Here is a 25,335-nt window from a genome sequence, read left to right on the forward strand (position 1 = left end):
CACGCACCTTGAGGCGAAATGTGGACACTGCTAGCGTACGCAGGGCCCTCGTCCCGGACGCCGTTCGGCACGGGACGTCTGCCCTTTGTGACCATCCGTTGATGAGCTGAGTCAACCCGGCCTGGGACGGTTCCATGCGATCTCGCGGTACGAGTGTCCGCACCAAGGTTGTCGCACTGCTGCTCTCGCTGGTGGCACTGTGGATGTTCGCGGCCTGGGTGACCCTCCGGGACGGCTTCAACCTGCTCGGCGTGCAGCTGCTGAACACCAAGGTGTACGTGCCCAGCGAGCCGCTGCTGCAGGAACTGCAGGTCGAGCGGCGGCTGACGCAGGAGTACCTCGGCGACCCCGAGCCCGCCCGGCGGGCGGCCCTGGAGGCGGAGCACCGCCGGACCGAGGAGCTCGCGACCGCCTTCGCCGCGTCGGTGCGGAGCTGGCAGGTCGACCTCGCCGGCAGCGACGAGCTCGGGCGCCGCCTGTCAGAATCGGTCAGCCGGTTGGAGAGCCTCAAGGAGACGCGCGCCGCCGTCCTGTCCCGGGGCGTCGACCGGCTCGCGGCCGCCGACCGCTACACCGAGGCCATTCGGTCGATCTTCCTCATCTACGACGTCACCGGAAGCCTGGACGACAAGGAACTGGCGGCGGACGCAGCGGCCCTCATCCAGCTCAACCGGATGAAGGAGCTGATCTCCCAGCAGGACGCGCTGGTCAGCGGCCTCGTCGGCAGCGGCCGGATCAGCGGCCCCGAGTACGCCCGCTTCAGCTCGCTGGTGGGCGCCGAACGGTTCCTCGGCGAGGAGACCCGGCTGAAGCTGTCCGAGGCGGACCAGCGGCGGTACCGGGAGCTGGTCGAGTCGGATGCGTTCCGGCGGCTCCGCGCCGTCCAGGACGGGATCATCCGCGACGGCCGGCCGTCGACGACGCTGCCGGTCAGCGCGGCGGACTGGCGCGACACGGTCGAGCCGGCGGCAGCGGAGATCAACAAGGTCGTCGTGGCCGGCGGCGAGGGCATCGTCGGCCGCGCCGCCAGCATCGCCGCGCTCGTGATCGTCCGGGTGCTGCTCGCGACCGGTCTCGGTCTGGTCGCGGTGATCGCCTCCATCGTCGTGACCGTCACCACCGCGCGTGCCCTGCTCCGTCAGCTGGAGCGGCTGCGCGAGGCCGCGTTCCGTCTCGCCCACGAGCGCCTGCCCGGCGTGGTGGAGCGGCTCGGCCGCGGCGACGAGGTCGACGTCGCCAAGGAGGCCCCGCCGCTCGAGTTCGGCGACGACGAGATCGGCCAGGTGGGCCACGCGTTCAACGCCGTGCAGGAGACCGCGATCCGCACCGCGGTCGAGCAGGCCGAGCTGCGCCGCAACGTGCGGGAGGTGTTCCTCAGCCTGGCCCGGCGTACGCAGGCGCTGGTCCACCGCCAGCTCACGCTCCTCGACGCGATGGAGCGGCGGGAGCAGGACGCGGAGGAGCTGGAGGACCTGTTCCGCGTCGACCACCTCGCCACCCGGATGCGGCGCAACGCCGAGAACCTGATCGTGCTCTCCGGCGCCACGCCCGGCCGGGCCTGGCGGCGCAACGTGCCGATGGTCGACGTGGTGCGCGGCGCGGTGGCCGAGGTGGAGGACTACACCCGGGTCACCGTGCTGCCCCTGGGTTCGGTCTCCCTGGCGGGTCGGGCGGTCGGTGACGTCATCCACCTGCTCGCCGAGCTGATCGAGAACGGTCTGTCGTTCTCGCCGCCGCACACCATCGTCGAGGTGCGGGGGCAGTTGGTCGGCAACGGGTTCGTCATCGAGATCGAGGACCGCGGTCTCGGCATGAGCGAGGAGGACCTCGCCGCCGCCAACCAGCGGATCGTCGACCGCTCCGAGCTGAACCTGGCCAACGCCGCCCGCCTGGGCCTGTACGTCGTGAGCCGGCTGACCGAGCGGCACGGCGTCCGGGTGCAGCTGAAGGAGTCCGCGTACGGCGGCACGACGGCGGTCGTGCTGATCCCGGTCGACCTGGTCACCGCCGACGACGATCCGAGCACCTCGGGTGGCTTCCTGGCCGGTGCGGCGGACTCGCCGGGCGTACGGGGCGGCGGGGCGGCCGACGGACGCCCCGCCCCGGTGGCGATCGCCGAGCCGCTCACCGCGCCCCGACCCCGGCCCGCGCTCGACGCGGCCCTGCCCCGCGACGGAGCCCTGCCCACCGACGGTGCCCTGCCCGTCGACGGTGCCCTGCCCGTCGACGGTGCCCTGCCCGTCGACGGTGCCCTGCCCACCGACGGTGCCCTGCCCAGCGACGACGGCCTGCCGACGCGGTCGCGGGGGCGGTCGCTCGCCGAGGCCATCGGCGGTGCCGCGACGGCCCGCTCCGGCAGCGGCACGGGCGCGCTGGAGGGGCCGACGGTGCCGACCGGCCTGCCGCTCACCACCGGGCCGGCCCGGGACGGCCACGGCGCCGACGGCGACGGGGAACCGCCGACGGCCGCGTCGGCGCGGACCGCCGTACCGTCCGCGCCGGCCGCGCCCGCCGTCTCCACCAGCGCGGCACCGGCCGTGTCCGGCGGGGCCGCGCCCGCCGCGTCCGACGAGGCCGCGCCGGCCGCGTCCAACGGGGCCGTGCCGGTTGACCCGGCACGCGCGTCGGCCGGCCCCGCGGCCGGGACGACGCCCTCGCCGGCCGACCCGGAGCCGGCGTACACCGAGTCCGGGCTGCCGGTCCGCGTCCGGCAGGCCAGCATCGCGCCCGAACTGCGCGACGAGCCGGCCGACGACGACGCCGACACCACCGACACCGACACCGACACGGTGCGCCAGCCGGAGCAGGTGCGCCGGATGATGAGCTCGTACCAGACCGGGACCCGGCGTGGGCGCACCGACGCCGCCAAGCTGCTCGGCGTGGGCGACCCGCCGGACGCGGCCCCGGATCCGGGAGACCAGCAGGCAACCTGATCGGCACCGCCGGGCGAGGCGTCGAGACGCCCCCGGCGTGACAGCCAGCCGAAGACGAGCCGGCGGACAGAGCCGGGAAAGAAGAGGGCGACGAGTGACGCAGAAGACGGCTTCGACGGCCGACCTGACGTGGTTGCTGGACGATCTGGTCGGCCGGGTCAAGCAGGCCGAGCACGCGGTCGCGTTGTCGACAGACGGCCTGCTGATGGCGTCCTCCCGTGGGCTGACCCGGGACGACGCGGAGCACCTGGCGGCGATGGCCGCCGGCATCCAGAGCCTCGCGCGCGGTGCCGGGAAGCGTTTCGGCGGCGGGCAGGTGCAGCAGACGATCATCGAGATGCAGTCGTCGTTCCTGTTCGTCACAGCGGCCGGCCGCAACGCCTGCCTCGCGGTCCTGGCCACCGAGGACGCCGACGTGGGGCTGATCGCGTACGAGATGGCGATGCTGGTCACCCGGGTCGGCAAGTACGTCGCGTCGCCGTCGCGCGCCGAGCAGCCGGCCGGCGGAAAGTAGCGGCGATGACGGTGCAGGGAGAGTCGGCGGAGCACCAATGGGTCGACGACCACGCCGGGCCGGTCGTGCGCCCGTACGCGGTGACGCGCGGCCGGGCCCGCCCGGTCGCCGGCACGTTCGACCTGATCTCCCTCGTGACCGCCACCCGGGTGGACGTGACTCCGGAGATCGGCCTGGGCCCGGAACACCTGGCGATCGTGGCGCTCTGCCAGCGCATGCAGTCCGTCGCGGAGATCGCCGCTCACCTGGACCTACCGGTTGGCACCGTCCGCGTCCTGCTCGGTGACCTGGTGGCCCGCAACCTCGTGCAGGTACGCGAGCCGCGGGTGACGGCCGGCCTTCCCGACAACAGCGTTTTCGAGGCGGTTATCAATGGACTTCGGGCCCTCTGAGCGGTCGGCGGGAGCGACGCCCCTGCCCACCGCGATCAAGATCCTGATCGCGGGTGGCTTCGGCGCGGGCAAGACGACGCTGGTCGGCGCGGTCAGCGAGACCCGCCCGTTGCGCACCGAGGAGGTGCTGACCGAGACCGGGGTCGGCATCGACGACCTGTCCGGTGTGGAGGGCAAGACCACCACCACCGTCGCGATGGACTTCGGCCGCATCACCATCAGCGACGACCTGGTGCTCTACCTGTTCGGCACCCCGGGTCAGGACCGGTTCTGGTTCGTCTGGGACGAACTGTCGCTGGGTGCGATCGGCGCGGTGGTGCTGGCGGACACCCGGCGGCTGGCCGACTGCTTCCCCTCGATCGACTACTTCGAGGGGCGGGGCACCCCGTTCGTGGTGGCGGTGAACTGCTTCGAGGGCGCCCGGGCGTATCAGCTCGACGAGGTGCGGGCCGCGCTCAATCTCGACCCGGACGTGCCCGTCCTGCTCTGCGACGCCCGGCAGCGGAAGTCCGGCAAGGAGGTGCTCATCACCCTGATGGAGCACGCCATGAAGACCCTCGAAGCCCGCCGCGACGCCGGCTGACTCACACCGCCAGGATCGGCACGTCGTACTTCTGGATCCGGACGTCCCGGGTCGCGAGGGTGAGACCGGCGTGCCGAGCCTGGGCGATCAGCATGCGGTCGAACGGGTCGCGGTGGATGGGCGGCAGGGTGGCCGCGGTGACGGCGTGTTCGTGGCGGATCGGCAGGCTAAGAGGTTAGTCCGCTCGGGGGTCGCAGGGCAGTAGCGGGCCGGCCGGTACGGCAACGGGCCCTTCCCCCGAGTCGGGGAAGGGCCCGTTCGCGTGGTGGGTCAGCTGGCGATCATGCGGCGCAGCACGAACTGCAGGATGCCGCCGTGCCGGTAGTAGTCCGCCTCGCCCGGGGTGTCGATGCGGACGACCGCGTCGAACTCCACACCGGTGTCGGTGGTGACCTTGACGGTCCGCGGGGTCTCGCCGTCGTTCAGCGCGGTGACCCCGGCGATCGAGAACGTCTCGGTGCCGGTGAGGCCCAGCGACTCGGCGGTCTCGCCAGCCGGGAACTGGAGCGGGAGGACGCCCATACCGATCAGGTTCGAGCGGTGGATCCGCTCGTACGATTCGGCGATGACGGCCTGCACGCCCAGCAGCATCGTGCCCTTGGCCGCCCAGTCCCGCGACGAGCCGGAGCCGTACTCCTTGCCGGCCAGGACGACCAGCGGAATACCGGCCTCCTGGTAGGCCACCGAGGCGTCGTAGATGGTCGTCTGCTCGCCGGTGAGGTGGTTGACGGTGAAGCCGCCCTCGACGCCGGGCACCAGCTGGTTGCGCAGCCGGATGTTGGCGAACGTGCCCCGGATCATCACCTCGTGGTTGCCCCGCCGGGAGCCGTACGAGTTGAACTCGTGGCGCGGCACGCCGTGCTCGGCGAGGTACCGGCCGGCGGGCGAGTCGGCCTTGATCGAGCCGGCCGGGGAGATGTGGTCGGTGGTCACCGAGTCGCCCAGCTTGGCCAGCACGCGAGCGCCGGTGATGTCACCGACCGCCTTCGGCTCCCGCTCCATGCCCTCGAAGTACGGGGGCTTGCGGACGTACGTCGACTCGCCCTCCCAGGCGAACGTGTCACCGGTCGGCGTCGGCAGCGACTGCCACCGCGCGTCGCCGGCGAAGACGTCCGCGTACGCCGAGCTGAAGCCGGTGGCGCCGATCGCCGAGGCGATGACGTCCTGGATCTCGGCGGTGTTCGGCCAGATGTCCCGCAGGAACACCGGGTTGCCCTGGCTGTCCTCGCCGATCGGCTCGTTGGCCAGGTCGATGTCCATCGTGCCGGCCAGCGCGTACGCGACCACCAGCGGCGGCGACGCCAGGTAGTTCATCTTGACGTCCGGGTTGATCCGGCCCTCGAAGTTCCGGTTGCCGGAGAGCACCGAGACGACCGCGAGGTCGTTCTCGTTGACCGCGGCGGAGATCTCCTCCGGCAGCGGGCCGGAGTTGCCGATGCAGGTGGTGCAGCCGTAGCCGACCAGGTGGAAGCCCAGCTTCTCCAGGTACGGCGTGAGGCCGGCCCGCTCGTAGTAGTCCATGACGACCTTCGAGCCGGGCGCGAGGGTGGTCTTCACCCACGGCTTGCGGCTCAGGCCCTTCTCGACCGCGTTGCGGGCCAGCAGGGCCGCGCCGATCATCACCTGGGGGTTGGAGGTGTTGGTGCAGGAGGTGATCGCGGCGATCACCACCGCGCCGTGGTCCAGCTCGAACTCGGTGCCGTCGGCGCCGGTGACCCGGACCGGGTTGGTCATCCGGCCGCCGGAGCCCACCGCCGCGGTCTCCAGGTCACGCGGGGCGTCGGCCGGGTCGATCACCCCGTTGGCCGGGGAGTCGCTGGCGGGGAAGGACTCGGCGCTGGCCTCGTCGGCGTGGCCCGCCACGCCGAACGGCTTCTCCAGCTGCGGCACGCCCGCCTTGCGGTCCCGGTCGCCGCCGGTCTCGTCGGCCGCCACGTAGTCCGTCAGCGCGGAGCGGAACAGCGTCTTGGCGCTGCCCAGCGGCACTCGGTCCTGCGGGCGCTTCGGGCCGGCGAGGGACGGCTCGATGGTGCTCAGGTCGAGCTCCAGGCGCTCCGAGTACTCCGGCTCGGCGGCCGGGTCGTGCCAGAGGCCCTGCTCCTTGGCGTACGCCTCGACGAGCGCGACCTGCTGCGGGTCCCGGCCGGTCAGCTCGAGGTAGCGGACGGTCTCGGCGTCGATCGGGAAGATCGCGACGGTCGAGCCGTACTCCGGGGACATGTTGCCGATGGTGGCCCGGTTGGCCAGCGGCACCGCGCCCACGCCGGGGCCGTAGAACTCGACGAACTTGCCGACCACGCCGTGCTTGCGCAGCATCTCGGTGATCGTGAGGACCAGGTCGGTGGCGGTGGTGCCGGCCGGCATCTCGCCGGAGAGCTTGAAGCCGACGACCCGCGGGATGAGCATGCTCACCGGCTGCCCGAGCATCGCGGCCTCGGCCTCGATGCCGCCGACGCCCCAGCCGAGCACGCCCAGGCCATTGACCATCGTGGTGTGCGAGTCGGTGCCGACGACCGTGTCCGGGTACGCCTGGCCGCCCCGCTCCATCACCGTACGGGCCAGGTACTCGATGTTGACCTGGTGCACGATGCCGGTGCCCGGCGGCACCACCTTGAACTCGTTGAACGCGGTCTGGCCCCAGCGCAGGAACTGGTAGCGCTCCTTGTTGCGCTCGTACTCCAGCTCGACGTTGCGCTGGAACGCGTCCTCACGGCCGAACAGGTCGGCGATGACCGAGTGGTCGATGACCAGCTCGGCCGGGGCGAGCGGGTTCACCTTGGTGGGGTCGCCGCCGAGGTCGCGGACGGCCTCGCGCATGGTGGCCAGGTCGACGACGCACGGTACGCCGGTGAAGTCCTGCATGAGCACCCGCGCCGGGGTGAACTGGATCTCGACGCTCGGGTCGGCGGTCGGCTCCCACGCGCCGAGCTGGCGGATGTGGTCGGCGGTGATGTTCGCGCCGTCCTCGGTCCGGAGCAGGTTCTCCAGGAGGATCTTCAGGCTGTAGGGGAGCCGTTCGTGGCCCTCCACCTTACTGATCTTGAAAATCTCGTAGCTCGCGTCTCCGACGCGTAGCTGGGTCTTCGCACCGAAGGTGTCGAGGCTCGCCACGTCGTACTCCTTCACACCAGCGACCGTGAGTAGTCCTGAGCAGTCTGTCGCACCGGCCGGGAGGGTGCCGTGCTTAGGCAACACTTACCCGGGGCGGATGCTCAACAAAACCGTACGTCCGTCTTGCTATTCGCGCAACCTCGTGTGATCCACTCGGGTAGCGCTAGGTCGCGGTGCCGGTGCCCGACGACGGCGCGGAGTGCGACCTGCCGTGGGCCTCTGTCACCCAGGACGCGCGCGGCCGGGCGACGGGTGGGTCAGGATTCGTCGCGGGGAGTGACCGTCGCCTCCGCGTGCCGGTCCCGCAGCCGGGCCCGGATCTCCTCGGGCGTGTACGCCCGGCGCCGCCGCTCCGCGCGGGCGATGACCACACCGGACGCCGCCACGCCGGCCAGCCCCGCCAGTCCGAGCACCTTCCACCACCGCATCCTCTTCCGCATCGGCCTAGGGTAGGTGCTCATGAGCGTGCATATCGGCGTCGCGCCCGCGTGTCCGGCGCGGCGGTTCGGATCGGGCCACCCGGGCGAGCGCCGGCCGGCGGGTCACCGGTGCGGCGCGGTGGCGCCGCGGGCCGGCGCGGAGCGGTCGGGAGCGCCGGCATGAGTCTCGACCTGGACGAGGCCGTGGAGCTGACCCGCACCGGTGACGTGTGGGTGTTCCGAGGTCGCAGCGTGCCGGACCGGGCCATCCAGCTCACCACCAACAGCCCGGTCAACCACGTCGGCATGGCGGTGGTCCTGGACGACATGCCGCCGCTGATGTGGCACGCCGAGCTGGGCCGGTCGTTGCCGGACCTGTGGTCGGGCACGCACCAGCGTGGCGTGCAACTGCACGACCTGCGCGACGCGGTCTGCGTCTGGGCCAACCGGTACGGGCAGCGGGGCTGGCTGCGCCAACTGGAGCCGCCGGCCGACGCGGAGATGGAGAAGGCGGTGCTGCGGACGATCGCCCGCCTCGACGGCACCCCGTTCCCGTCCACCGCCCAACTCGCCTGGCGATGGCTGCGGGGGCGGGCGCCGGCGGTCCGGCTACCCGGCCAGCGGGGGCCGCTCGGCCCCGGCCGCGGGGACCCGCCGAACGGCCGGTCGGCGGACGACCGGGGCCGCGCCCCCGTGCCCGAGCACCGGCTGGAGACGGCGTACTGCGCGGAGGTCGTCGCGGTCACCTACGAGGCCATGGGGCTGCTCCCGCCCGGCCGGCGTCCGAACTGGTACGACCCGGGCCGCTTCTGGAGCGGGGACGACCTCGGCCTTGCCGGTGGCGCACGGCTCGGGGCGGAGATCGAGGTGCGCATACCACCGCGTTGAGGTTTGGGTCAGTCCCGCGCAGGCAATTCCCATCCGCGTGACGGCTTCCACCGAACTCGACGCCCTGACCGACTTCTTCGGGCGGTACGGCGCGGCACTGACCGCCGGCGACGTGCCGGCCCTGACCGGCTGCTACGCCCTGCCCGGGCTCGTGGTCGCCGACACGTACAGCTTCTCGTTCACCTCGCCGGCGGCGGTGGCGCTGTCCTTCGTGGGCGCCGCACCCGACTACCAGGAGCGCGAACTCGTCGCGGCGCACGCGACCATCGAGGATGTGCAGCAGGTGTCGGCGCTGCTCACCATGGTCGCCGTCGAGTGGGAGTTCCTCGACAGCCAGGGCCGCCGGGTCCCGGGGGAGCGTTACCGCTACCTGGTGCGCTCCACGGACGACGGGCCGGCCATCTGCACCGTCATCCGCGTGGCCTGACCGCCCGAGCCCGAGGGACCGACGGTCGCCGGGCGACCACCTGTCGTCGGCCGCCCGCTGCCCGGTCGGCCGGTTCCGGGGACGGGCCGTTCCGCCGGTGGCGGTCGGTGGCTACGCTGGCGCGGCGGTTCGATGAGGGGGGCCCGATGTCAGTGCAGCCGGCCGGGGACACCAATGGGCGAACCACATCCAGGGTGCTGGCGTCGGTCCCGTGGATCGTCGTGCTGTCCGGTGTCGTGCTGCTGGTGGTGCTGCTCGTGATGGCGCTGCTGTCGTTCCGCGGGTCCGAACGGCATGCCGCGCCGCCGCCGGCGCCGCCGCTGGTCCTGCCGACGCCGGCCGCCGCGGCGTCGGCGTACCCGTCACCGGCGCCCGCGTCCGCGACGGCGGCCGCGTCCCCCACGGCGTCCGCGTCCGCGACCACCACGGCCACGCGGGTGCCCAGGCCGACCCGGACCAGGTCCACCCCGCCGGCCACGGCGAGCTCCCCGGTCCCGCCCAGCCCGCTCGTGGGGGGCGGCGACGCCTCCGCCGGCCAGGTCACCGCGCGGTACGAGGTGACCGACCGGCACCGCGACTCGTTCGAAGCCGAGCTGGTCGTCCGCAACCGGACGGGCGAGGCTCGGGACTGGCGCGTGGAACTGACGTTCACCGGCGACATCGACAGCTTCCGGGTCTACGGGAGGTCCGGGGTCTCCGTGTCGGCCGAGGGCGGTGGCCGGTACGTGCTGCGCGGCACGGGGCCCGTCGGCGCGGGGGAGGCCGAGCGGTTCCACCTGTGGATCAGCCATGACGGCGCCGACACGGAGCCCGACCGGTGCACGGTCAACGACGCCGACTGCGTCATCGAATGACGGGGTTCCCGGCGGGCGTGGCCGGGCCGGAACCGTCCGACCTGGTCGGTGGCTACGCTTGCCGGACGGCTCGCTGAGGAGGGACATGTCCGGCCTGCGTCGTGCCCCGCGGTCGTCCCGCGCCACCGCCGCCATCGTGTCCTCTCCGTGGATCCTGGTGGCCGCCGGGGTGGTCGTCATGATCGTGCTGCTGGTCATCGCGCTCGGCGCGTACCGAAGCCGCAGCGGCGCCGACACGGCACCGGCCCCGCCCGCGCCGCCGCTGCTCCTGCCGGAGGCGCCGCCGCCGTCGTCGTCGGCCGCCCCGTCTCCGACCGGGGCGGTCCAGCCCGGGCTGTCCCCGCGCACGTCGGTCCAGCCCACCACGGGCGTCGCGAGGCCCCCGCACCCCACGCCGGGTGTCACCAGCCGCGCCGCCCACCCCACGTCGCCACCGCCGCCGGCCGGGACGACCGGCCGCTACCGGGTGGTGAACTCCTTCGACGGCGGGTTCATCGGCGAGATCCTGGTATGCAACGGGTCGGCGGAGCGGCGCGGCTGGACCGTGCGGCTGACGTACGCCGGCGGGCGGTTCGTGACCGCCTGGGTCGAGGGCACCGAGCAGGGCAAGGCGACCCCCACCGAGGGTGGCTTCACCTACCGCAGCGGCGTCGACGTGGCTCCGGGCGGCAGTGCCACGCTGCGCTTCCACATGGAACGGACGGAATCCCGCCCGACCGGCTGCACGGTCGACGGCGTGCCCTGCGTCCTCGGCTGACGATCCACCTCGGACACGTGCACACGGTCGCGGCGGACCGGCTCTTCCGGCCCGCGTGACGGAAAGGTTGCTGCAAGCAGACTGCTTTGTTGCGACTCTGTTTGCAAGGTATTGCAGAATGTTTCGGCAAGGGCTAGCGTGCGGGCGAATCAGCGACCAGAGGAAGGCCGTCGATGAAACCCCCGCCGATACCGCGCAAGGCTCTGCTCGCCCTCGTCTCCCTCCTGACCCTCACCCTCGTCGGCGCTCCGGTCGCCGTACACCAGCTCGGCGCCGACGCCAGCGGTCGCGGCGCGGGCGCACCCGTCGATCCGCTCGCCGCCGCCGGTGCGGCCCAGTGGGGCACCGAGCCCTCCGCCGCGGCCCTGCTCGCCGCCGGTGACCGCGAGGCCCGCGCCGAGCAGTTCTACTTCGTCCTGCCGGACCGCTTCGCCAACGGCGACCCGCGCAACGACCGGGGCGGCCTCACCGGCGACCGGCTGAAGACCGGGCACGACCCGGCGGACAAGGGCTTCTACCACGGCGGCGACCTCAAGGGCGTCATGGACCGGCTGGACTACATCCAGGGGCTCGGCACGACCGCCATCTGGCTGGCGCCGGTGTTCAAGAACCGCCCCGTGCAGGGCGAGGGGAAGGACGCCTCTGCCGGCTACCACGGCTACTGGATCACCGACTTCACCCAGGTCGACCCGCACTTCGGCAGCAACGACGACCTGAAGCGGCTGGTCCGGCTCGCGCACGGGCGCGGCATGAAGGTCTACCTGGACATCATCGTCAACCACACCGCGGACGTCATCCGGTACGCCGAGGACAAGTACGCCTACGTCGACAAGAAGACGTCCCCGTACCGGGACGCGCAGGGCCGGCCCTTCGAGGACCGCCACTACGCCGACGGCACCCGCGACTTCCCCGAGGTGAACACGAAGTCCTTCCCGTACACGCCGGCCTTCGAGACCCCGGCCGACGCGAAGGTCAAGGTCCCGGCGTGGCTGAACGACCCGACCATGTACCACAACCGGGGCGACTCGACCTTCGTCGGGGAGAACAGCGAGTACGGCGACTTCGTCGGCCTCGACGACCTGTGGACCGAGCGCCCCGAGGTCGTGCGCGGCATGACGAAGATCTACTCCGACTGGGTGCGCACCACCGGCGTCGACGGCTACCGGATCGACACCGTCAAGCACTCGAACCTGGAGTTCTGGCCCCAGTTCAGCCAGGGCGTCGAGCAGGCCGCGGACCGGGCGGGCAAGCAGGACTTCTTCATGTTCGGCGAGGTCTACAGCGCCGACCCGGAGATCACCTCGACGTACGTGCGCCGGGGCGGCCTGCCCGCCACCCTCGACTTCCCCTTCCAGGACGCCGCGAAGGGCTTCGTCTCGGGCGCCGGCTCCGCCAAGGCCCTCGCCGACGTGTACGCCCGCGATGACCTCTACCACGCGCGGGACACCGACGCGAACCGGCTCACCACCTTCCTCGGCAACCACGACATGGGCCGCATCGGCGCGTTCATCGCGGGCGGCGGCACGGACGCCGCCACCCACCTGCGCCGCGACCAGCTCGCCCACGAGCTGATGTTCCTCACCCGCGGTCAGCCGGTGATCTACTCCGGCGACGAGCAGGGCTTCACCGGCGCCGGCGGCGACAAGGACGCCCGGCAGGACATGTTCGCCTCGAAGACCGCCGACTACCTCGACGACGACCTGCTCGGCACCGACCGCACCCACGCCGCCGACCAGTTCGACCCGGCGCATCCGATCTACCGGACGATCGCCGAGCTGGGCCGGCTGCGCCAGGAGCACCCGGCGCTGCGCGACGGCGTCCAGGTCACCCGGCACGCCGCCGACGGGCCGGGCGTCTTCGCGGCCTCCCGCGTCGACCGGAAGCAGCGGACCGAGTACGTCGTCGCGGTGAACAACGCGACCACCCCGCAGACTGTCACCGTGGACACCTGGTCGGCCGGCGCCACCTTCGGCGGCGTCTACGGCACCACCACCGCACCGGTGGCCGGCGGGGACGGCAAGCTCACCATCACCGTGCCGGCGCTGTCGGCCGTCGTGCACCGGGCCGGCACGCCGATCGCGCTCCCGTCGGCGGCGCCCACCGTCAGCATCACCGCGCCCGAGGCGGACACGCCGGTCCCCACCCGGGCCGCGGTCACCGCCCAGGTGGCCGGCGACCCGCTGGCCACCGTCACGGTGGCGGCCCGCGTCGCCGGCGGCAAGTGGACACTGCTCGGGTCGGCGGACCGCGCCCCGTACACCGTGCACCACGACCTGGCCGGCCTGGCCGGCGGGACGAAGATCGAGTACAAGGCCGTGGTCCGGGACGGGAAGGGGCGAACCGCCACCGCCCGCACCACCGCCGTCGTCGGCACGCCCACGCAGGCCGCCGCCCGCGACTGGCTGGTGGTGCACTACCAGCGACCGGCCGGCGGGTACGACGACTGGGGCCTCTACGCCTGGGGCGACATCGACCCCGCGTACCTGACCGAGTGGCCCAAGGGGCAGCCGTTCGCCGGTGCGGACTCCTACGGTCGGTTCGCCTGGGTGAAACTCAAGCCCGGCGCGAAGTCGGTGGGTTTCCTCGTGGTCGACAGGAACGGCACCAAGGACGTCGAGCAGGACCGCACGGTCGACGTGACGAAGACCGGCGAGGTCTGGCTGAAGGCCGGCGACCCGACGATCCACCCCACCCGGCAGGCGGCCACCGGTGAGCCGGACCCGGTCGTCGAGGAGGGCACGGCCGTCCTCCACTACCGGCGGGCCGACGGCAACTACGACGGCTGGGGCCTGCACCTGTGGGACGGCGCGGCCAGCCCGACCGACTGGGCGAACCCGATGCCGCCGACCCGCGTCGACTCGTTCGGGGCCGAGTTCCGGGTGCCGCTCGCGGCCGGGGCCACCGGGCTGAGCTACATCATCCACAAGGGAGACGAGAAGGACCTGCCCGAGGACCAGCGCCTGGACTTCGCCAGCGCGGGACGCGAGGTGTGGCTGCTCGCCGGCACGCGCGGCCGGCTGCTGCCGGCCGCCACCACCGGCACCGCGAAGGACATCGACCTGACCAAGCAGAAGGCGCACTGGATCGACCGCGCCACCCTCGCCTGGCCGACCGGCCCCACCGACGGCAAGACGTACGCCCTGGTGGCCGCGGCAACCGGCGGGGTGACCGTCGCCGACGGCGAGCTGGCCGGGACGTACACGACGATCCCGCTACGGGCACAGCGCAACGGGCTGACCGAGGCGCAGCGGGACCGGTTCCCGCACCTGTGGGCGTACCAGACGTTCACGCTGGACCGGCGGGACCTGGCCAAGGTGCCGGCGGCGCTACGCGGGCAGCTCGTGCTGACCGAACGGGACGCCGAGGGCGCGCTGCTCGCCGCCACCGGCGTGCAGATCCCGGGTGTGCTCGACGACGTCTACTCCCGGTCGACCGGGGCGCGTCTCGGCCCGACCTTCACCGGCAACGTCCCGACGCTCGCACTGTGGGCGCCGACCGCCCGGACGGTGTCGTTGCAGCTGTTCGACGCGCCGACGGCGCAGCCGCGTACCCTCGCGATGCGCCGGGACGACCGGACCGGCGTGTGGTCGGTGCGCGGGTCCCGCTCGTGGGCCGGGAAGTACTACCGCTACCAGGTGGAGGCGTGGCAGCCGGCGGCGCAGAAGGTGGTCACCGCGTCGGTGACCGATCCGTACTCGCTGGCGCTCGCACCGAACTCCACGCACAGCCAGATCGTCGACCTGGCCGACCCGCGGCTCGCGCCGGCGGGCTGGGCCGGCCTGCGCAAGCCGGCGGCGGTGCCGTCGACGAAGGTGCAGATCTCCGAGCTGTCGGTACGGGACTTCTCCATCGCCGACAGCACCGTCCCGGCCGAGCGTCGCGGCACCTTCCTCGCCTTCACCGACCCGGCGACCGCCGGCATGAAGCACCTGACGGCGCTCGGCGACGCCGGAGTCACCCACCTGCACCTGCTGCCGGCGTTCGACTTCGCCACGATCCCCGAGCGCCGCGCCGACCAGAAACAGCCGCCCTGCGACCTGGCGAAGCTGCCGCCGGACTCGGACGAGCAGCAGAAGTGCATCGCCGCGGTGGCCGACACCGACGGCTACAACTGGGGGTACGACCCGCTGCACTACACCGTGCCCGAGGGTGGCTACGCCGTCGACCCGGCCGGCGCGGCGCGCACCACCGAGTTCCGGCAGATGGTCGCCGGGGTGAACGCGGCCGGGCTGCGTGTGGTGATGGACGTGGTCTACAACCACACCTCCGCGGCGGGCACCGACCCGAAGTCGGTGCTGGACCAGATCGTGCCCGGCTACTACCACCGGCTGCTGGAGGACGGCACCGTCGCCAACTCGACCTGCTGCGCCAACACCGCCCCGGAACACGCCATGATGGGCAAGCTCGTGGTGGACTCGGTGGTCACCTGGGCGAAGGCGTACAAGGTGGACGGCTTCCGGTTCGACCTGATGGGTCACCACCCCAAGGCGAACATGCTGGCCGTGCGGGCGGCGCTGGACGAGCTGACCGTCGCGCGGGACGGCGTGGACGGGCGGAAGATCCTGCTCTACGGCGAGGGCTGGAACTTCGGCGAGGTCGCCAACGACGTCCGGTTCGTCCAGGCCACCCAGGTCAACATGGCCGGCACCGGGATCGGCACGTTCAACGACCGGCTCCGCGACGCGGTGCGCGGCGGCGGTCCGTTCGACGCCAACCCGCGCCAGCAGGGCTTCGCCTCCGGGCTGTTCACCGACCCCAACGGGGATCCGGTCAACGGGTCGGCGGCCGACCAGCGGGCCCGGCTGCTGCACCAGCACGACCTGATCAAGGTGGGCCTCGCCGGCAACCTGCGCGGCTACCGGTTCACCGACTCCGCCGGGCGGCAGGTCACCGGCGCCCAGGTGGACTACAACGGGTCGCCCGCCGGGTACACCGCCGCGCCCGGGGAGGCCGTCACGTACGTCGACGCGCACGACAACGAGATCCTGTACGACGCGCTGGCGTACAAGCTGCCGCAGGACACGGCGGCGGTGGACCGCGCCCGGATGCAGGTGCTGGCGCTCAGCACCGTCGTGATGGGCCAGGGCACCGGCTTCGTCACCACCGGCACCGAGCGCCTGCGGTCGAAGTCGCTGGACCGCAACTCGTACAACTCCGGGGACTGGTTCAACCAAGTCCGCTGGGACTGCAGCCAGGGCAACGGGTTCGGCGCCGGCCTCCCGCCGGAGCAGGACAACAAGGACAAGTGGCCGTACGCGAAGCCCCTGCTGGCGGACCCGAAGCTGGTGCCGGACTGCGCGGCGATCGACCTGACCGACGCCCGGTACGCGGAGCTGCTGGCGATCCGGGCGTCGTCGCCGGTCTTCGGGCTGGCCACGGCCGAGCAGGTGCAGAAGCGGGTGGCGTTCCCGCTGTCCGGCACGGCGGAGACCCCCGGTGTGCTGACCATGACGCTGGACGGTCGCGGCCTCGACGGGCGCTGGAAGTCGGTCACGGTGGTCTTCAACGCCACCACGGTGACGGCGACCCAGCAGGTCACCGGCCTGCGCGGGGCGGACGTGGCGCTGCACCCGGTGCTGCGGACCTCCGCCGACGAGGCGCTGCGGACGGCCTCGTTCGACCGGTCGAGCGGCACCTTCACGGTGCCCGCCCGCAGCGTGGCGGTCTTCGTGCAGCGCTAGTTCGCATGGTGCGGCCCCCTGCCACCTCCGGTGGCAGGGGGCCGACCTTTTCCGTCCGGCTGTTCCCCAGAGCGCTTCGACGCGCTCAGTTGAAGCAGTCTTCGACGGTCTTGGCGCAGTTGGTGGGGTCGTTGTCGGTGATGGTGGACTCGTCGTCGAGCTTGACCTTGCCATCGTTGTTGAAGACACCACCGGCGATCTTGTTGTGCTCGTCGCCGTTGTCGGCCTTGTTCTTCGTGACCTTGGTCTCGGAGAGCGTGACCTTGCCCTTGTTGTTGTAGATGCCGCCGCCGTTCTTGCCGGCGAAGTTCTCCTTGACCTTGCTGTCGCGCAGGACCAGGGAGGCCCCGAAGTCGTCGTGGTCCTTGTTCTTGTCGTTGGACCAGTTGCTCGGGGACGGCTGGCCGTTGTGCTCTTCGATCGGCTTGCCGTTGAAGATGCCACCGCCGAAGCGGCCGGCGCTGTTCTCGAGGATCTCGCTGTCGGTGACGGTGGCGCTGCCCCGCTTCTCCTCGTCCTTGTCGTTCTTGTCGTCCTTGTTCCAGGACGTGGTGCGGTTGCGGTCCTTCTCGTCGCTGTTGACGTTGTAGATGCCGCCGCCGTCCTTGTGGGCCTTGTTCTTCTCGATCTTGCTTTCCTTGACCGTCAGGACGGTGTCGACGGCGTAGATGCCGCCGCCGTTCTCGCCGGCGGTGTTGTTCTTGACGAAGCTCCAGCGGACCTCGACGAAGCCGTCGTTGCTGAACAGGCCGCCGCCGTTCTTCTTGGCGGTGTTGCCCTCGATGAGGGTCTTCTCGATCTCGACGGTGCCGGCCTTGCCGTCCTTGCCGTCCTTGTCGTCCTTGTCGTCGTGACGGTCGTGGCCGTTGCCGTTCCAGTCGTGCTTCTTCTTGTCGTCGTGCTTCTTCTTGTCCTCCTCACCGTGACCGTTGGCCACGCCGCCGCCGTTCTTGCCGGCGGTGTTGTTGGTGATGCGGGACTCGCCGCCCTTGCCGTCGTGGGACCCCGAGACCTTGAGGACACCGGCGTTGAAGATGGCGCCGCCGTCCTTGCCGGCGTGGTTGTTGTCGAAGATGCTGCTCTCGACCTTGAGCCGGCCGAAGTTGGCGACCGCGCCGCCGTTGTTCTCGGCGCTGTTGAGGAAGAACTTGGTGTTCACGAGGTGGGCGCTGCCGCCCCGCTCGATCAGCAGACCGCCGCCGTCGCCCTCGTGCTCCTTGTCGTCCTTGTCGTTCCAGTCCTTGCGGTCCTTGCCCTGCCGGTCGCCGGAGTCCTTGCCGTTGCCGCCGTTCCAGCCGTTGCCGCCCGACGACTGACCGCCCTGCGCCGGCACCGCGGCGGCCTTCTTGGCGGCCGCCTTCTGGACAGCCTCCTTCAGGGCAGCCGCCAGCTTGGCCTCCGCCAGCTGGGCAGCCGTCGGCTTCGCGGTCGCCGGAGCGGGCGCCGGGGCCGGAGCGCCGCCACCGGTACCGCCCTGGTAGCCGTTGGCCCGCGGCGACTCGTGCTTGCCCTTGTCGTCGTGCTTGCCCTTGTCGTCGTGCCTGCCCTTGTCGTCGTGCCTGCCCTTGTCGTCGTGCCTGCCGTTGTCGTGGTGCCGGGGCTTCTCGTCGCCGGCGGCGCCGTTCTTGACCGCGACGTCCTTCAGGGTCAGGTCACCACCGTCGGCCACCCGGAAGATCCGGAACCCGTCCTTCGAGTCGCGCTTGATCGTCGCGCCGTTGCCCTCGATCTTGATGTCCTGCTTGATCGTCGGCAGGCCCGCCTCGTCCTTCTTGTCGAACTCGTCGAGCTCGTAGGTGCAGTCCTTGGCCAACTTCAGCGTGCCGCCGTCGTCACGGTTGGCCAGGTCCAGGGCCTCGATCAACTCGTCGTCGTCGCAGGCCACCTCCCGCACCTTGCCGTGGTCGCCCTTGCCGTCCTTGCCCTTGTCCTTGTCCTTGTCCCAGTCCTTGTCCCAGTCCTTGTCGTCCTTGCCCTTGTCCTCGTGGCCCTTGCCCTTGTCGTCGTGGCCCTTGTCGTCCTTGCCCTTGTCGTCCTTGCCCTTGTCCTTGTCGTTGTCGCTGACCACCTGGGCGGTGGACCACTTGACGTCGGTCACCCGGTGCGAGCCGGTCACGCCCGTCGTGGCGTACGCGACGCTGGCGAGACTCACCGCCCCGGTGAGGCTGGCGACGCCGGTGACGAACCAGAGCCCGCGCCGGCGGAACGGTGAGTTCTTGTCGCGGGTCGGGTCATCGTTATTGCGAAGGTTGTTGGACATCGGAGCTCTCTGTCCTCTCCTTGTACCGACAAGGTCGCTTCGCCGTGGCGAGGCAACCTCCGCTACAAATCGGTTGTAGCTGGCAAACAACACCGTATGGGAGAGTTCTTCACTATGAGCGCGTATCTGAAAAAACCCCACATTGGGTACGGGGTGGGTCCGGACAGCGGGAGTGCGGACGTCCCGCCCGGTGGGGCGTGAGCAGCGCAAACGACGGCGGGCCCCACCACCGGCATCCAGACGACGAGAAACGTCGCAGACGCTGGCGGCGGGGCCCGCCGTGGTCGTTACGGGCGGGTCAGCCCGGCAGGCGCGGACCCGCCTCCCGCTGCTCTGCCAGCCACCGCTCCACGTCGTCGGCGGTCCGGGGCAGACCGGCGGACAGGTTCACCGCGCCGGTCGCGGTGACCAGGACGTCGTCCTCGATCCGGACGCCGATGCCGCGCAGCTCCTCGGGGACCAGCTCGTCCTCGGGCTGGAAGTACAGACCCGGCTCCACGGTGAGCACGTAGCCCTCGCCGAGCGTGCCGTCGCGGTACATCTCCTTGCGGGCGTTCGAGCAGTCGTGCACGTCGATGCCGAGCATGTGCCCGAATCCGTGCAGCGTCCAGCGGCGGTAGACCGTCGACTTCTCGTCCATCGCCTCGTCCACGCTCACCGGCAGCAGCCCCAGGTCGGCCAGCCCCTCGGCGAGCACCCGCATGCAGGTCAGGTGCACGTCCTTGAACTTCACGCCGGGCTTGATGACGTCGATGCCGGCCTGCTGGGACGCGTACACGATGTCGTAGACCTGCCGCTGGAGCGCGGTGAACCGGCCGTCCACCGGCAGCACGCGGGTCACGTCGGCGGTGTAGAGGTGGCGGTTCTCGACGCCCATGTCCATCAGCAGCAGCTCACCCGGACGGGTGGCGCCGTGGTTGTGCACCCAGTGCAGGATCGTGGCGTGCTCGCCGGCGCCGACGATCGAGCCGTAGCCGACGTCGTTGCCGTCGTGCCGGGCCCGCAGGGCGAAGATCCCCTCCAGCAGCCGCTCGGACACGGCCCGGTCGGCCGGCAGCGCCCGGGCGACGTCCTCGAAGCCGCGGACCGTGGCGTCGATCGCGTCCTGGAGCTGGGCGATCTCCCACTCGTCCTTGACCAGCTTCAGCTCCGCGACGGTGATCGCCAGCTCCCGGTCGCGGGCCGGCTGGCCCTCCTCGCGCGGGCCGTCGTACGGGCGCACGGCCGCGTCGACGCCGGAGTCGAAGCCGCGGAGCACCCGCGTGCGGGCCGGCGCCAGGTCGGCCAGCACCCCGTCCAGCTCGGTGAGGTCCGCGGTGGGCAGGCCCAGCTCGGCCGACTTCTCGGCCAGGGTGTGCCGCCGGCCGACCCACAGCTCGCCGTGCCGGCTGCGGAAGAACTCGTCGGTCAGCCGCGACGACCGGGGCCGCATGTACAGCGTGGCGTCGTGGCCCGAGCCGTTCGGCCGCAGCACGAGCACGCTGTCCGGGTCGTGGTCGCCGGTCAGGTACACGAAGTCGCTGCCCGGCCGGAACCGGTGGTCGGTGTCGTTGGCGCGTACCTTCTCGCCGCCGGTCGGGATCACCAGGGTCTCGCCCGGGAAGGCCGCGGAGAGCGCGGCGCGGCGCTTGGCGTAGTTCGGCACCTCGGGGCGCGGACCGACCGGCAGCGTGGTGTCCCGCCAGCCCTGCCGCATGAACGCCAGGAACGCCTCCGGGAAGTCCGGGTCGTGCGACTCGGTGCCGTCCGCGGGTCTGGTGTCGGTGCGCTCCTCGGTCATGGTCCCGCTCCCTCTCGCGTCGTTGCTGGCCCCGACGGTACCGCGCGCCGGTGCCGGCGGGGACCCGCCGGGTGCCGGGCCGTCGACGCCGACCGGTCGCGGCTGGGCGGCCCGGCCGTCCGGCAGGTTCGCCGGACGGCCGCGACGGCTGTGACGGACGCGTGGAAAGATGACGACCATGTGCGGACTCCTGGCCTTCTTCAGCGCGCGCGGCGACGCCGCCGCCCACCGCGACCACATCGCCGGGGCGTTGGAATGCCTACACCACCGCGGCCCGGACGAGACCGGGGTCGAGGTGGTCGGCGACGCGACCGGCCGGTACGCGGACGGGGTGTTCGCCCACAAGCGGCTGGCGATCATCGACGTGGCCTCCAGCCACGAGCCGCTGCCGTACGCGAACGGGCGCTACCTGCTGACCTTCAACGGCGAGATCTACAACTACATCGAGCTGCGGGAGGAGTTGGCCCGCGACTTCGGCGCGCAGTTCGCCACGGCGGGCGACGGCGAGGTGATCGTCGCCGGCTACCACTACTGGGGTGAGCGGGTGCTCACGCGGCTGCGGGGCATGTTCGCGTTCGTCATCTGGGACCGGCAGGAGCGGCGCGCGTTCGGCGGCCGGGACTACTTCGGCATCAAACCGCTGCACTACCTGGAGACCGCCGACGGCCTCTACCTCGCCTCCGAGAAGAAGGCACTGCTGCCGTTCGCACCGGCCAACTACGCCGGTGACGCCGGCATCGACACGGCGAACCTCAGTCACTACCTGACCCTCCAGTACGTGCCCGAGCCGGGCACCCTGCACCAGGGCATCCGCCGGATCGGCTCCGGCGAGTACCTGACCTGGACGCCGGGCGGTCGCATCGACGTCCGCCGCTGGTACCGGCCGGTCTTCCGGCCCGCCCCGGTCCCGGACGAGCAGAAGCTCTACCACGAGATCCGGGAGACGCTGCGGGAGAGCGTCCGGATGCACATGCGCTCGGACGTGCCGGTCGGCTCGTTCCTGTCCAGCGGCATCGACTCCACCGCGGTGGTGGCCCTCGCCCGCGAGTTCAACCCGAACATCCTGACCTTCACGGTCGGCTACGACGTCCCCGGCTACTCCGAGATCGACGTCGCCCAGGAGTCGGCCCGCCACCTCGACGTGACCACGATCCCGACCAAGATCGGGCCGCAGGACATGATCGAGGCGCTTCCGAAGATCGTCTGGCACCTGGACGACCCGGTCGCCGACCCGGCGCTGGTGCCGCTGTACTTCGTGGCGAAGAAGGCCGCGGAGCACGTCACCGTGGTGCTCTCCGGCGAGGGCGCGGACGAGTTCTTCGGCGGCTACACGATCTACCGGGAGCCGCTTTCGCTCAGCACGGTCAACGGGCTGCCCGGCGGCGTGCAGAAGGGGCTGCGGGCGGTGTCCAAGGCCATCCCGCAGGGCGTCAAGGGCAAGAGCTTCCTGGAGCGCGGCACCACCCCGATCGAGGAGCGGTACTACGGCAACGCGCGGATGTTCACCGAGGAGGAGAAGCAGCAGCTGCTGCGCCGGTACGACCCCTCGGTGCGCTACACCGACGTCACCGCCCCGATCTACGCCGAGTGCACGGAGCTCGACGACGTCACCAAGATGCAGTACGTCGACCTCTACACCTGGCTGCGCGGCGACATCCTGGTCAAGGCCGACCGGATCTCGATGGCGCACTCGCTGGAGGTGCGGGTGCCCTTCCTCGACCGCGAGGTCTTCGAGGTCGCGTCGAAGATCCCGGTCGAGCTGAAGCTCCCGCCCCGCTCCGACGCCACGAAGTACGCGATGCGCCAGGCGCTGCAGGGGGTCGTGCCGCCGGCCATCGTCAACCGGAAGAAGCTGGGCTTCCCCACGCCGACCCGGGTCTGGCTGCGCGGCGAGATGTACGAGTGGGCCCGGCACGTGCTGGCCACCTCCGGCGCGGGCGACCTGCTGGACCTGTCGTACGCGCTGCGCCTGCTCGAGGAGCACAAGCGGGAGGAGGCGGACCACTCCCGCAAGGTGTGGACGGTGCTCATCTTCTGCATCTGGCACGCGATCTTCGTCGCGAAGACCCTCGACCCGGGCATCCAGCGCAACCAGTCCGCCCTGCTCACCAAGCCCGTGGTGGGCAGCATGGTCCGCTGAGGTGTAAGGAAGGGCCCCCTGTTAACGCCTGGTGCATGGCAGGGGGCCCTTCTTAACCCGGCCCCGGGCGTCAGCGACCGGTGCAGGTGACCGTCGGGAGGGTGTTGGTGCCGGTGGTGTTGGCGAGGAAACCGAACGTGGTTCTTCCCTCGGGTGCCAGCGTGCCGTTGTACGACGCGTTGGTCACGGTCACCGACGACCCGGAACCGGTGTGCGTCCCGTTCCAGACCTGGGTGATCGTCTGCCCGCTGGGCCAGGTCCAGGTGGCCGTCCACCCCGACCAGGTCGAGGTGGTGTGGTTCATGATCTCGACCTCGCCCTGGAAGCCGCCGGACCACGAGTTGACCACCTTGTAGACCGCCATGCAGTCGCCGCTGTGCGGCGGCGGGGTGGTGGGGTTCGGCGGGGGAGTGGTGGGGTTGGGCGGCGGCGTGGTCGGGTTCGGCGGTGGGGTGGTGCCGCCGGAACCGATCCCGGTCACCTCACCGTTGCCGCCGTCGAACGTCACGTCCGAGCAGCCGAAGAAGTTCTCCTGGCTGTCCGAGCGGACCCACCGCGAGTAGATGATGTGCCGGCCGCTCTTGTTGGCCGGCAGCGCGCCGGTGAAGTAGTAGTGGCCGTCGTTGGTGCCCACCGCGCCCCGCTGCGGCGGGTTGGTGACGGTGAGGAACGGCTGCTCCTCCAGGTCGCTCCAGGCCAGCGGACGGGTCGGGCTCCAGCTGTCCTTGGTGACGTAGAAGTAGAAGGTGCCCGGGTGGTGCGCCCAGTTGCTGTAGCGGAACTCCATCGTCCGGCCGGCCGTCAGGTGGGTCAGCGGCCAGTCGGTGCGGGCCAGATCGTAGCCGCGGAACCCGGAGTTGCCGCCGCTGCAGAGCTGGCCGTCCGGGATGAAGCCGACGGTTCGGCCGCCCGCGTCGGAGCGCAGCACACTGAACCAGTTGTAGAGCGAGTTCGCCCCGCTCTGGGCCACCGCGGCGGCGCAGGCGGGGTTGTTCGGGCGGATCTCTCCGGTGGCCGTCAGGCCGTCCTTCCAGCAGAGGAAGGTCCGACTGCCCGGCGTCATGGCGGCACCGTGGGCGGCGGCCGGCTCGGGACCGGCGGTGAGCGCGACGGCGCCCACGAGGAGGGTCGCGGCCGCGGTGAGCAGCGCGGCCGTACGGGAACGGTGGGACACGGGTACTCCTGACTCGCGGGGCGCGGACCGCCCCGCGGGTGACGCGCGGGCGGCACGGCCGGCCCGCGGCGACGAGCGGTCACGACGGTCGCGGCGGGCGTGCGGCAGGAGATGCGGGCACGCGCGCCGCAGCGGTCCGCCTCGCGGACCGGTGCCCTCGCGTGATGTCCCGGCGCCGGCGGTGCGGCAGCCCCCGCACCGCCCGGCATGCGCCATCCCATCACGGACGACCGGCCCGGTGCAATAGCCGTTGCTCGATGTGTCGAACGGGCCGCCCCGGCGCCCGGATCATCAGGAGGTGGCCTGCTGCGGCGCAGCCGCCGAGTGGGGACCCTCCGACCCGGCTACGGTGGGCGCGGAAGGGTTCGGCGGACGGAGGACCGGATGGGATACGCGGTGGTGCTCGGCGAGGCGCTGGTCGACCTCCTCGACGCCGAGTGGGACGGCGAGCCGGTCTACCGGCAGGCCGTCGGCGGCGGGCCGCTCAACGTGGCGGTCGCCGTGGCGCGGCTCGGCGGCGAGGTCCAGTTCGTCGGGTCGCTGGGCGACGACGCACTGGCCGCCCGCATCCGTGACTTCCTCAGCCGCTCCGGCGTCGGCCTGGCCGGCGCGGTCACCGCGCCGGCGCCGACCGCGCTCGCGGTGGCCACCTACACCGGTCCCGAGCCGGACTTCCGCTTCTACGGGGAGCCGCCCTCCTACGCGCTGCTCACCGTCGACGACCTGAACGCCGACCTGGTGGCCGGTGCGGGCGTCGCCTACTGCGGCTCGATCGTCCTGCTGCACCCGGCGACGCTCGCCGCCGCCCGCCACGCCTGGTCCCTCGCCACCGGCCTGCGGGTGTTCGACCCGAACGTCCGGCCCCGGCTGCTCGCCGGGCCGGCGGCGCTGGACGGGCTGCGGGCGGTGGTGGCCGAGTTCGCCGCCGGCGCCCACCTGGTCAAGCTGAGCAGCGCCGACGCCGCCCTGCTCTACCCTGGCGAGCCGGTCGAGGGCGTCGCCGCGTACCTGCGCGAGCTGGGCGCCGGCACCGTCGTGGTCACCCTCGGCGCCGCCGGCGCGGTGGTCGCCCCCGCCGGTGGCGATCCGGTACGCGTACCCGCGCCGAAGGTCGACGCGGTGGACGCGACCGGCGCCGGCGACGCGGTGATGGGGGCGCTCGTCGCGGACCTCCTCGCCGACGGCGAGCCCGTGGAGCCGGCCGGGTGGCACGAGCGGGTCGCCTTCGCGCTCCGGGTCGCCGGTCTCGTCTGCGAGTCGCGGGGCGGCGCCACCGCGATGCCCTCCCGCGCCGAGGTGGTCAACCGCTTCGCCGGCTGACGGCACGCGCGGTACCCCCCACCCCCGCCCCCCCGTCCCCGTTGATCATGGAGTTAGCGGGTGGTTCGATCTCCAAACCACCCGCTAACTCCATGATCAACG

General features: G+C 71.8%; 17 protein-coding genes. 11 read left to right on the forward strand and 6 right to left on the reverse strand.

All coding sequences use genetic code 11. The features are described 5' to 3' along the window. The first annotated feature begins 134 nt into the window (after positions 1-134). The 4 genes from AB0873_RS23675 to AB0873_RS23690 all read left to right on the forward strand — a co-directional run bounded on the left by AB0873_RS23675 (position 135) and on the right by AB0873_RS23690 (position 4,422). Positions 135-2,933 (forward strand): nitrate- and nitrite sensing domain-containing protein, encoded by a 2,799-nt coding sequence (locus AB0873_RS23675; protein ID WP_366602202.1) that lies wholly within the window; start codon positions 135-137, stop codon positions 2,931-2,933. A gap of 94 nt (positions 2,934-3,027) precedes the next feature. Next, a complete protein-coding gene (locus AB0873_RS23680) occupies positions 3,028-3,447 on the forward strand; it encodes a roadblock/LC7 domain-containing protein (protein ID WP_155331268.1) in 420 nt (139 codons plus the stop codon). 5 nt (positions 3,448-3,452) lie between these two features. After that, positions 3,453-3,839 (forward strand): DUF742 domain-containing protein, encoded by a 387-nt coding sequence (locus AB0873_RS23685; protein ID WP_155331269.1) that lies wholly within the window; start codon positions 3,453-3,455, stop codon positions 3,837-3,839. Continuing rightward, positions 3,820-4,422, forward strand: coding sequence for an ATP/GTP-binding protein (locus tag AB0873_RS23690; protein WP_155331270.1), 603 nt, complete (start codon positions 3,820-3,822; stop codon positions 4,420-4,422). The genes AB0873_RS23685 and AB0873_RS23690 overlap by 20 nt, the downstream gene beginning before the upstream one ends. A gap of 1 nt (position 4,423) precedes the next feature. Here AB0873_RS23690 and AB0873_RS23695 read toward each other — a convergent pair whose 3' ends face one another. The 3 genes from AB0873_RS23695 to AB0873_RS23705 all read right to left on the reverse strand — a co-directional run bounded on the left by AB0873_RS23695 (position 4,424) and on the right by AB0873_RS23705 (position 7,973). Then, on the reverse strand, positions 4,424-4,588 hold the full coding sequence (locus AB0873_RS23695; protein WP_366602224.1) for a type II toxin-antitoxin system VapC family toxin: 165 nt from the start codon (positions 4,586-4,588) through the stop codon (positions 4,424-4,426). Positions 4,589-4,692: 104 nt separating this feature from the next. Then, a complete protein-coding gene (locus AB0873_RS23700; RefSeq protein ID WP_155331273.1) occupies positions 4,693-7,548 on the reverse strand; it encodes an aconitate hydratase in 2,856 nt (951 codons plus the stop codon). A gap of 242 nt (positions 7,549-7,790) precedes the next feature. Continuing rightward, on the reverse strand, positions 7,791-7,973 hold the full coding sequence (locus AB0873_RS23705; RefSeq protein WP_155331274.1) for a hypothetical protein: 183 nt from the start codon (positions 7,971-7,973) through the stop codon (positions 7,791-7,793). A gap of 159 nt (positions 7,974-8,132) precedes the next feature. On the opposite strand from AB0873_RS23705, the gene AB0873_RS23710 reads away from it, so the two are divergent. The 5 genes from AB0873_RS23710 (at position 8,133) to pulA (ending at position 16,559) form a co-directional block, all read left to right on the forward strand. Then, positions 8,133-8,840, forward strand: coding sequence for a hypothetical protein (locus AB0873_RS23710; protein ID WP_366602204.1), 708 nt, complete (start codon positions 8,133-8,135; stop codon positions 8,838-8,840). A 37-nt stretch (positions 8,841-8,877) separates the two neighbouring features. Beyond that, positions 8,878-9,267, forward strand: coding sequence for a hypothetical protein (locus AB0873_RS23715; RefSeq protein WP_155331276.1), 390 nt, complete (start codon positions 8,878-8,880; stop codon positions 9,265-9,267). A gap of 194 nt (positions 9,268-9,461) precedes the next feature. Further along, on the forward strand, positions 9,462-10,121 hold the full coding sequence (locus AB0873_RS23720) for a hypothetical protein (protein WP_155331277.1): 660 nt from the start codon (positions 9,462-9,464) through the stop codon (positions 10,119-10,121). Positions 10,122-10,206: 85 nt separating this feature from the next. Next, positions 10,207-10,878, forward strand: coding sequence for a cellulose binding domain-containing protein (locus tag AB0873_RS23725; protein ID WP_366602206.1), 672 nt, complete (start codon positions 10,207-10,209; stop codon positions 10,876-10,878). A gap of 173 nt (positions 10,879-11,051) precedes the next feature. After that, positions 11,052-16,559, forward strand: coding sequence for a pullulanase-type alpha-1,6-glucosidase (gene pulA, locus AB0873_RS23730; protein WP_366602207.1), 5,508 nt, complete (start codon positions 11,052-11,054; stop codon positions 16,557-16,559). An 85-nt stretch (positions 16,560-16,644) separates the two neighbouring features. On the opposite strand, the gene AB0873_RS23735 is transcribed toward pulA, so the two are convergent. Both AB0873_RS23735 and AB0873_RS23740 read right to left on the reverse strand, forming a co-directional pair. Continuing rightward, positions 16,645-18,819 (reverse strand): hypothetical protein, encoded by a 2,175-nt coding sequence (locus tag AB0873_RS23735; RefSeq protein ID WP_366602209.1) that lies wholly within the window; start codon positions 18,817-18,819, stop codon positions 16,645-16,647. Between the two features lie 298 nt (positions 18,820-19,117). Next, a complete protein-coding gene (locus AB0873_RS23740; RefSeq protein WP_155331281.1) occupies positions 19,118-20,599 on the reverse strand; it encodes an aminopeptidase P family protein in 1,482 nt (493 codons plus the stop codon). 178 nt (positions 20,600-20,777) lie between these two features. On the opposite strand from AB0873_RS23740, the gene asnB reads away from it, so the two are divergent. Next, positions 20,778-22,739, forward strand: a complete 1,962-nt coding sequence (asnB, locus tag AB0873_RS23745; RefSeq protein WP_155331282.1) for an asparagine synthase (glutamine-hydrolyzing) — start codon at positions 20,778-20,780, stop codon at positions 22,737-22,739. A 70-nt stretch (positions 22,740-22,809) separates the two neighbouring features. Here asnB and AB0873_RS23750 read toward each other — a convergent pair whose 3' ends face one another. Then, entirely contained in the window at positions 22,810-23,913 is a 1,104-nt protein-coding gene (locus AB0873_RS23750) for a lytic polysaccharide monooxygenase (protein ID WP_366602212.1), read from the reverse strand. Between the two features lie 384 nt (positions 23,914-24,297). Between AB0873_RS23750 and AB0873_RS23755 the strand changes: the two genes are divergently transcribed. After that, positions 24,298-25,233 carry a PfkB family carbohydrate kinase gene (locus AB0873_RS23755; protein WP_155331284.1) on the forward strand — a complete coding sequence of 312 codons (936 nt, stop codon included), beginning with the start codon at positions 24,298-24,300 and terminating at the stop codon, positions 25,231-25,233. The last annotated feature ends 102 nt before the right edge of the window (positions 25,234-25,335 follow it).

Origin of the sequence: Micromonospora sp. NPDC047707 (genome assembly GCF_040704235.1) — a bacterium.
Classification (GTDB): Bacteria; Actinomycetota; Actinomycetes; order Mycobacteriales; family Micromonosporaceae; genus Micromonospora.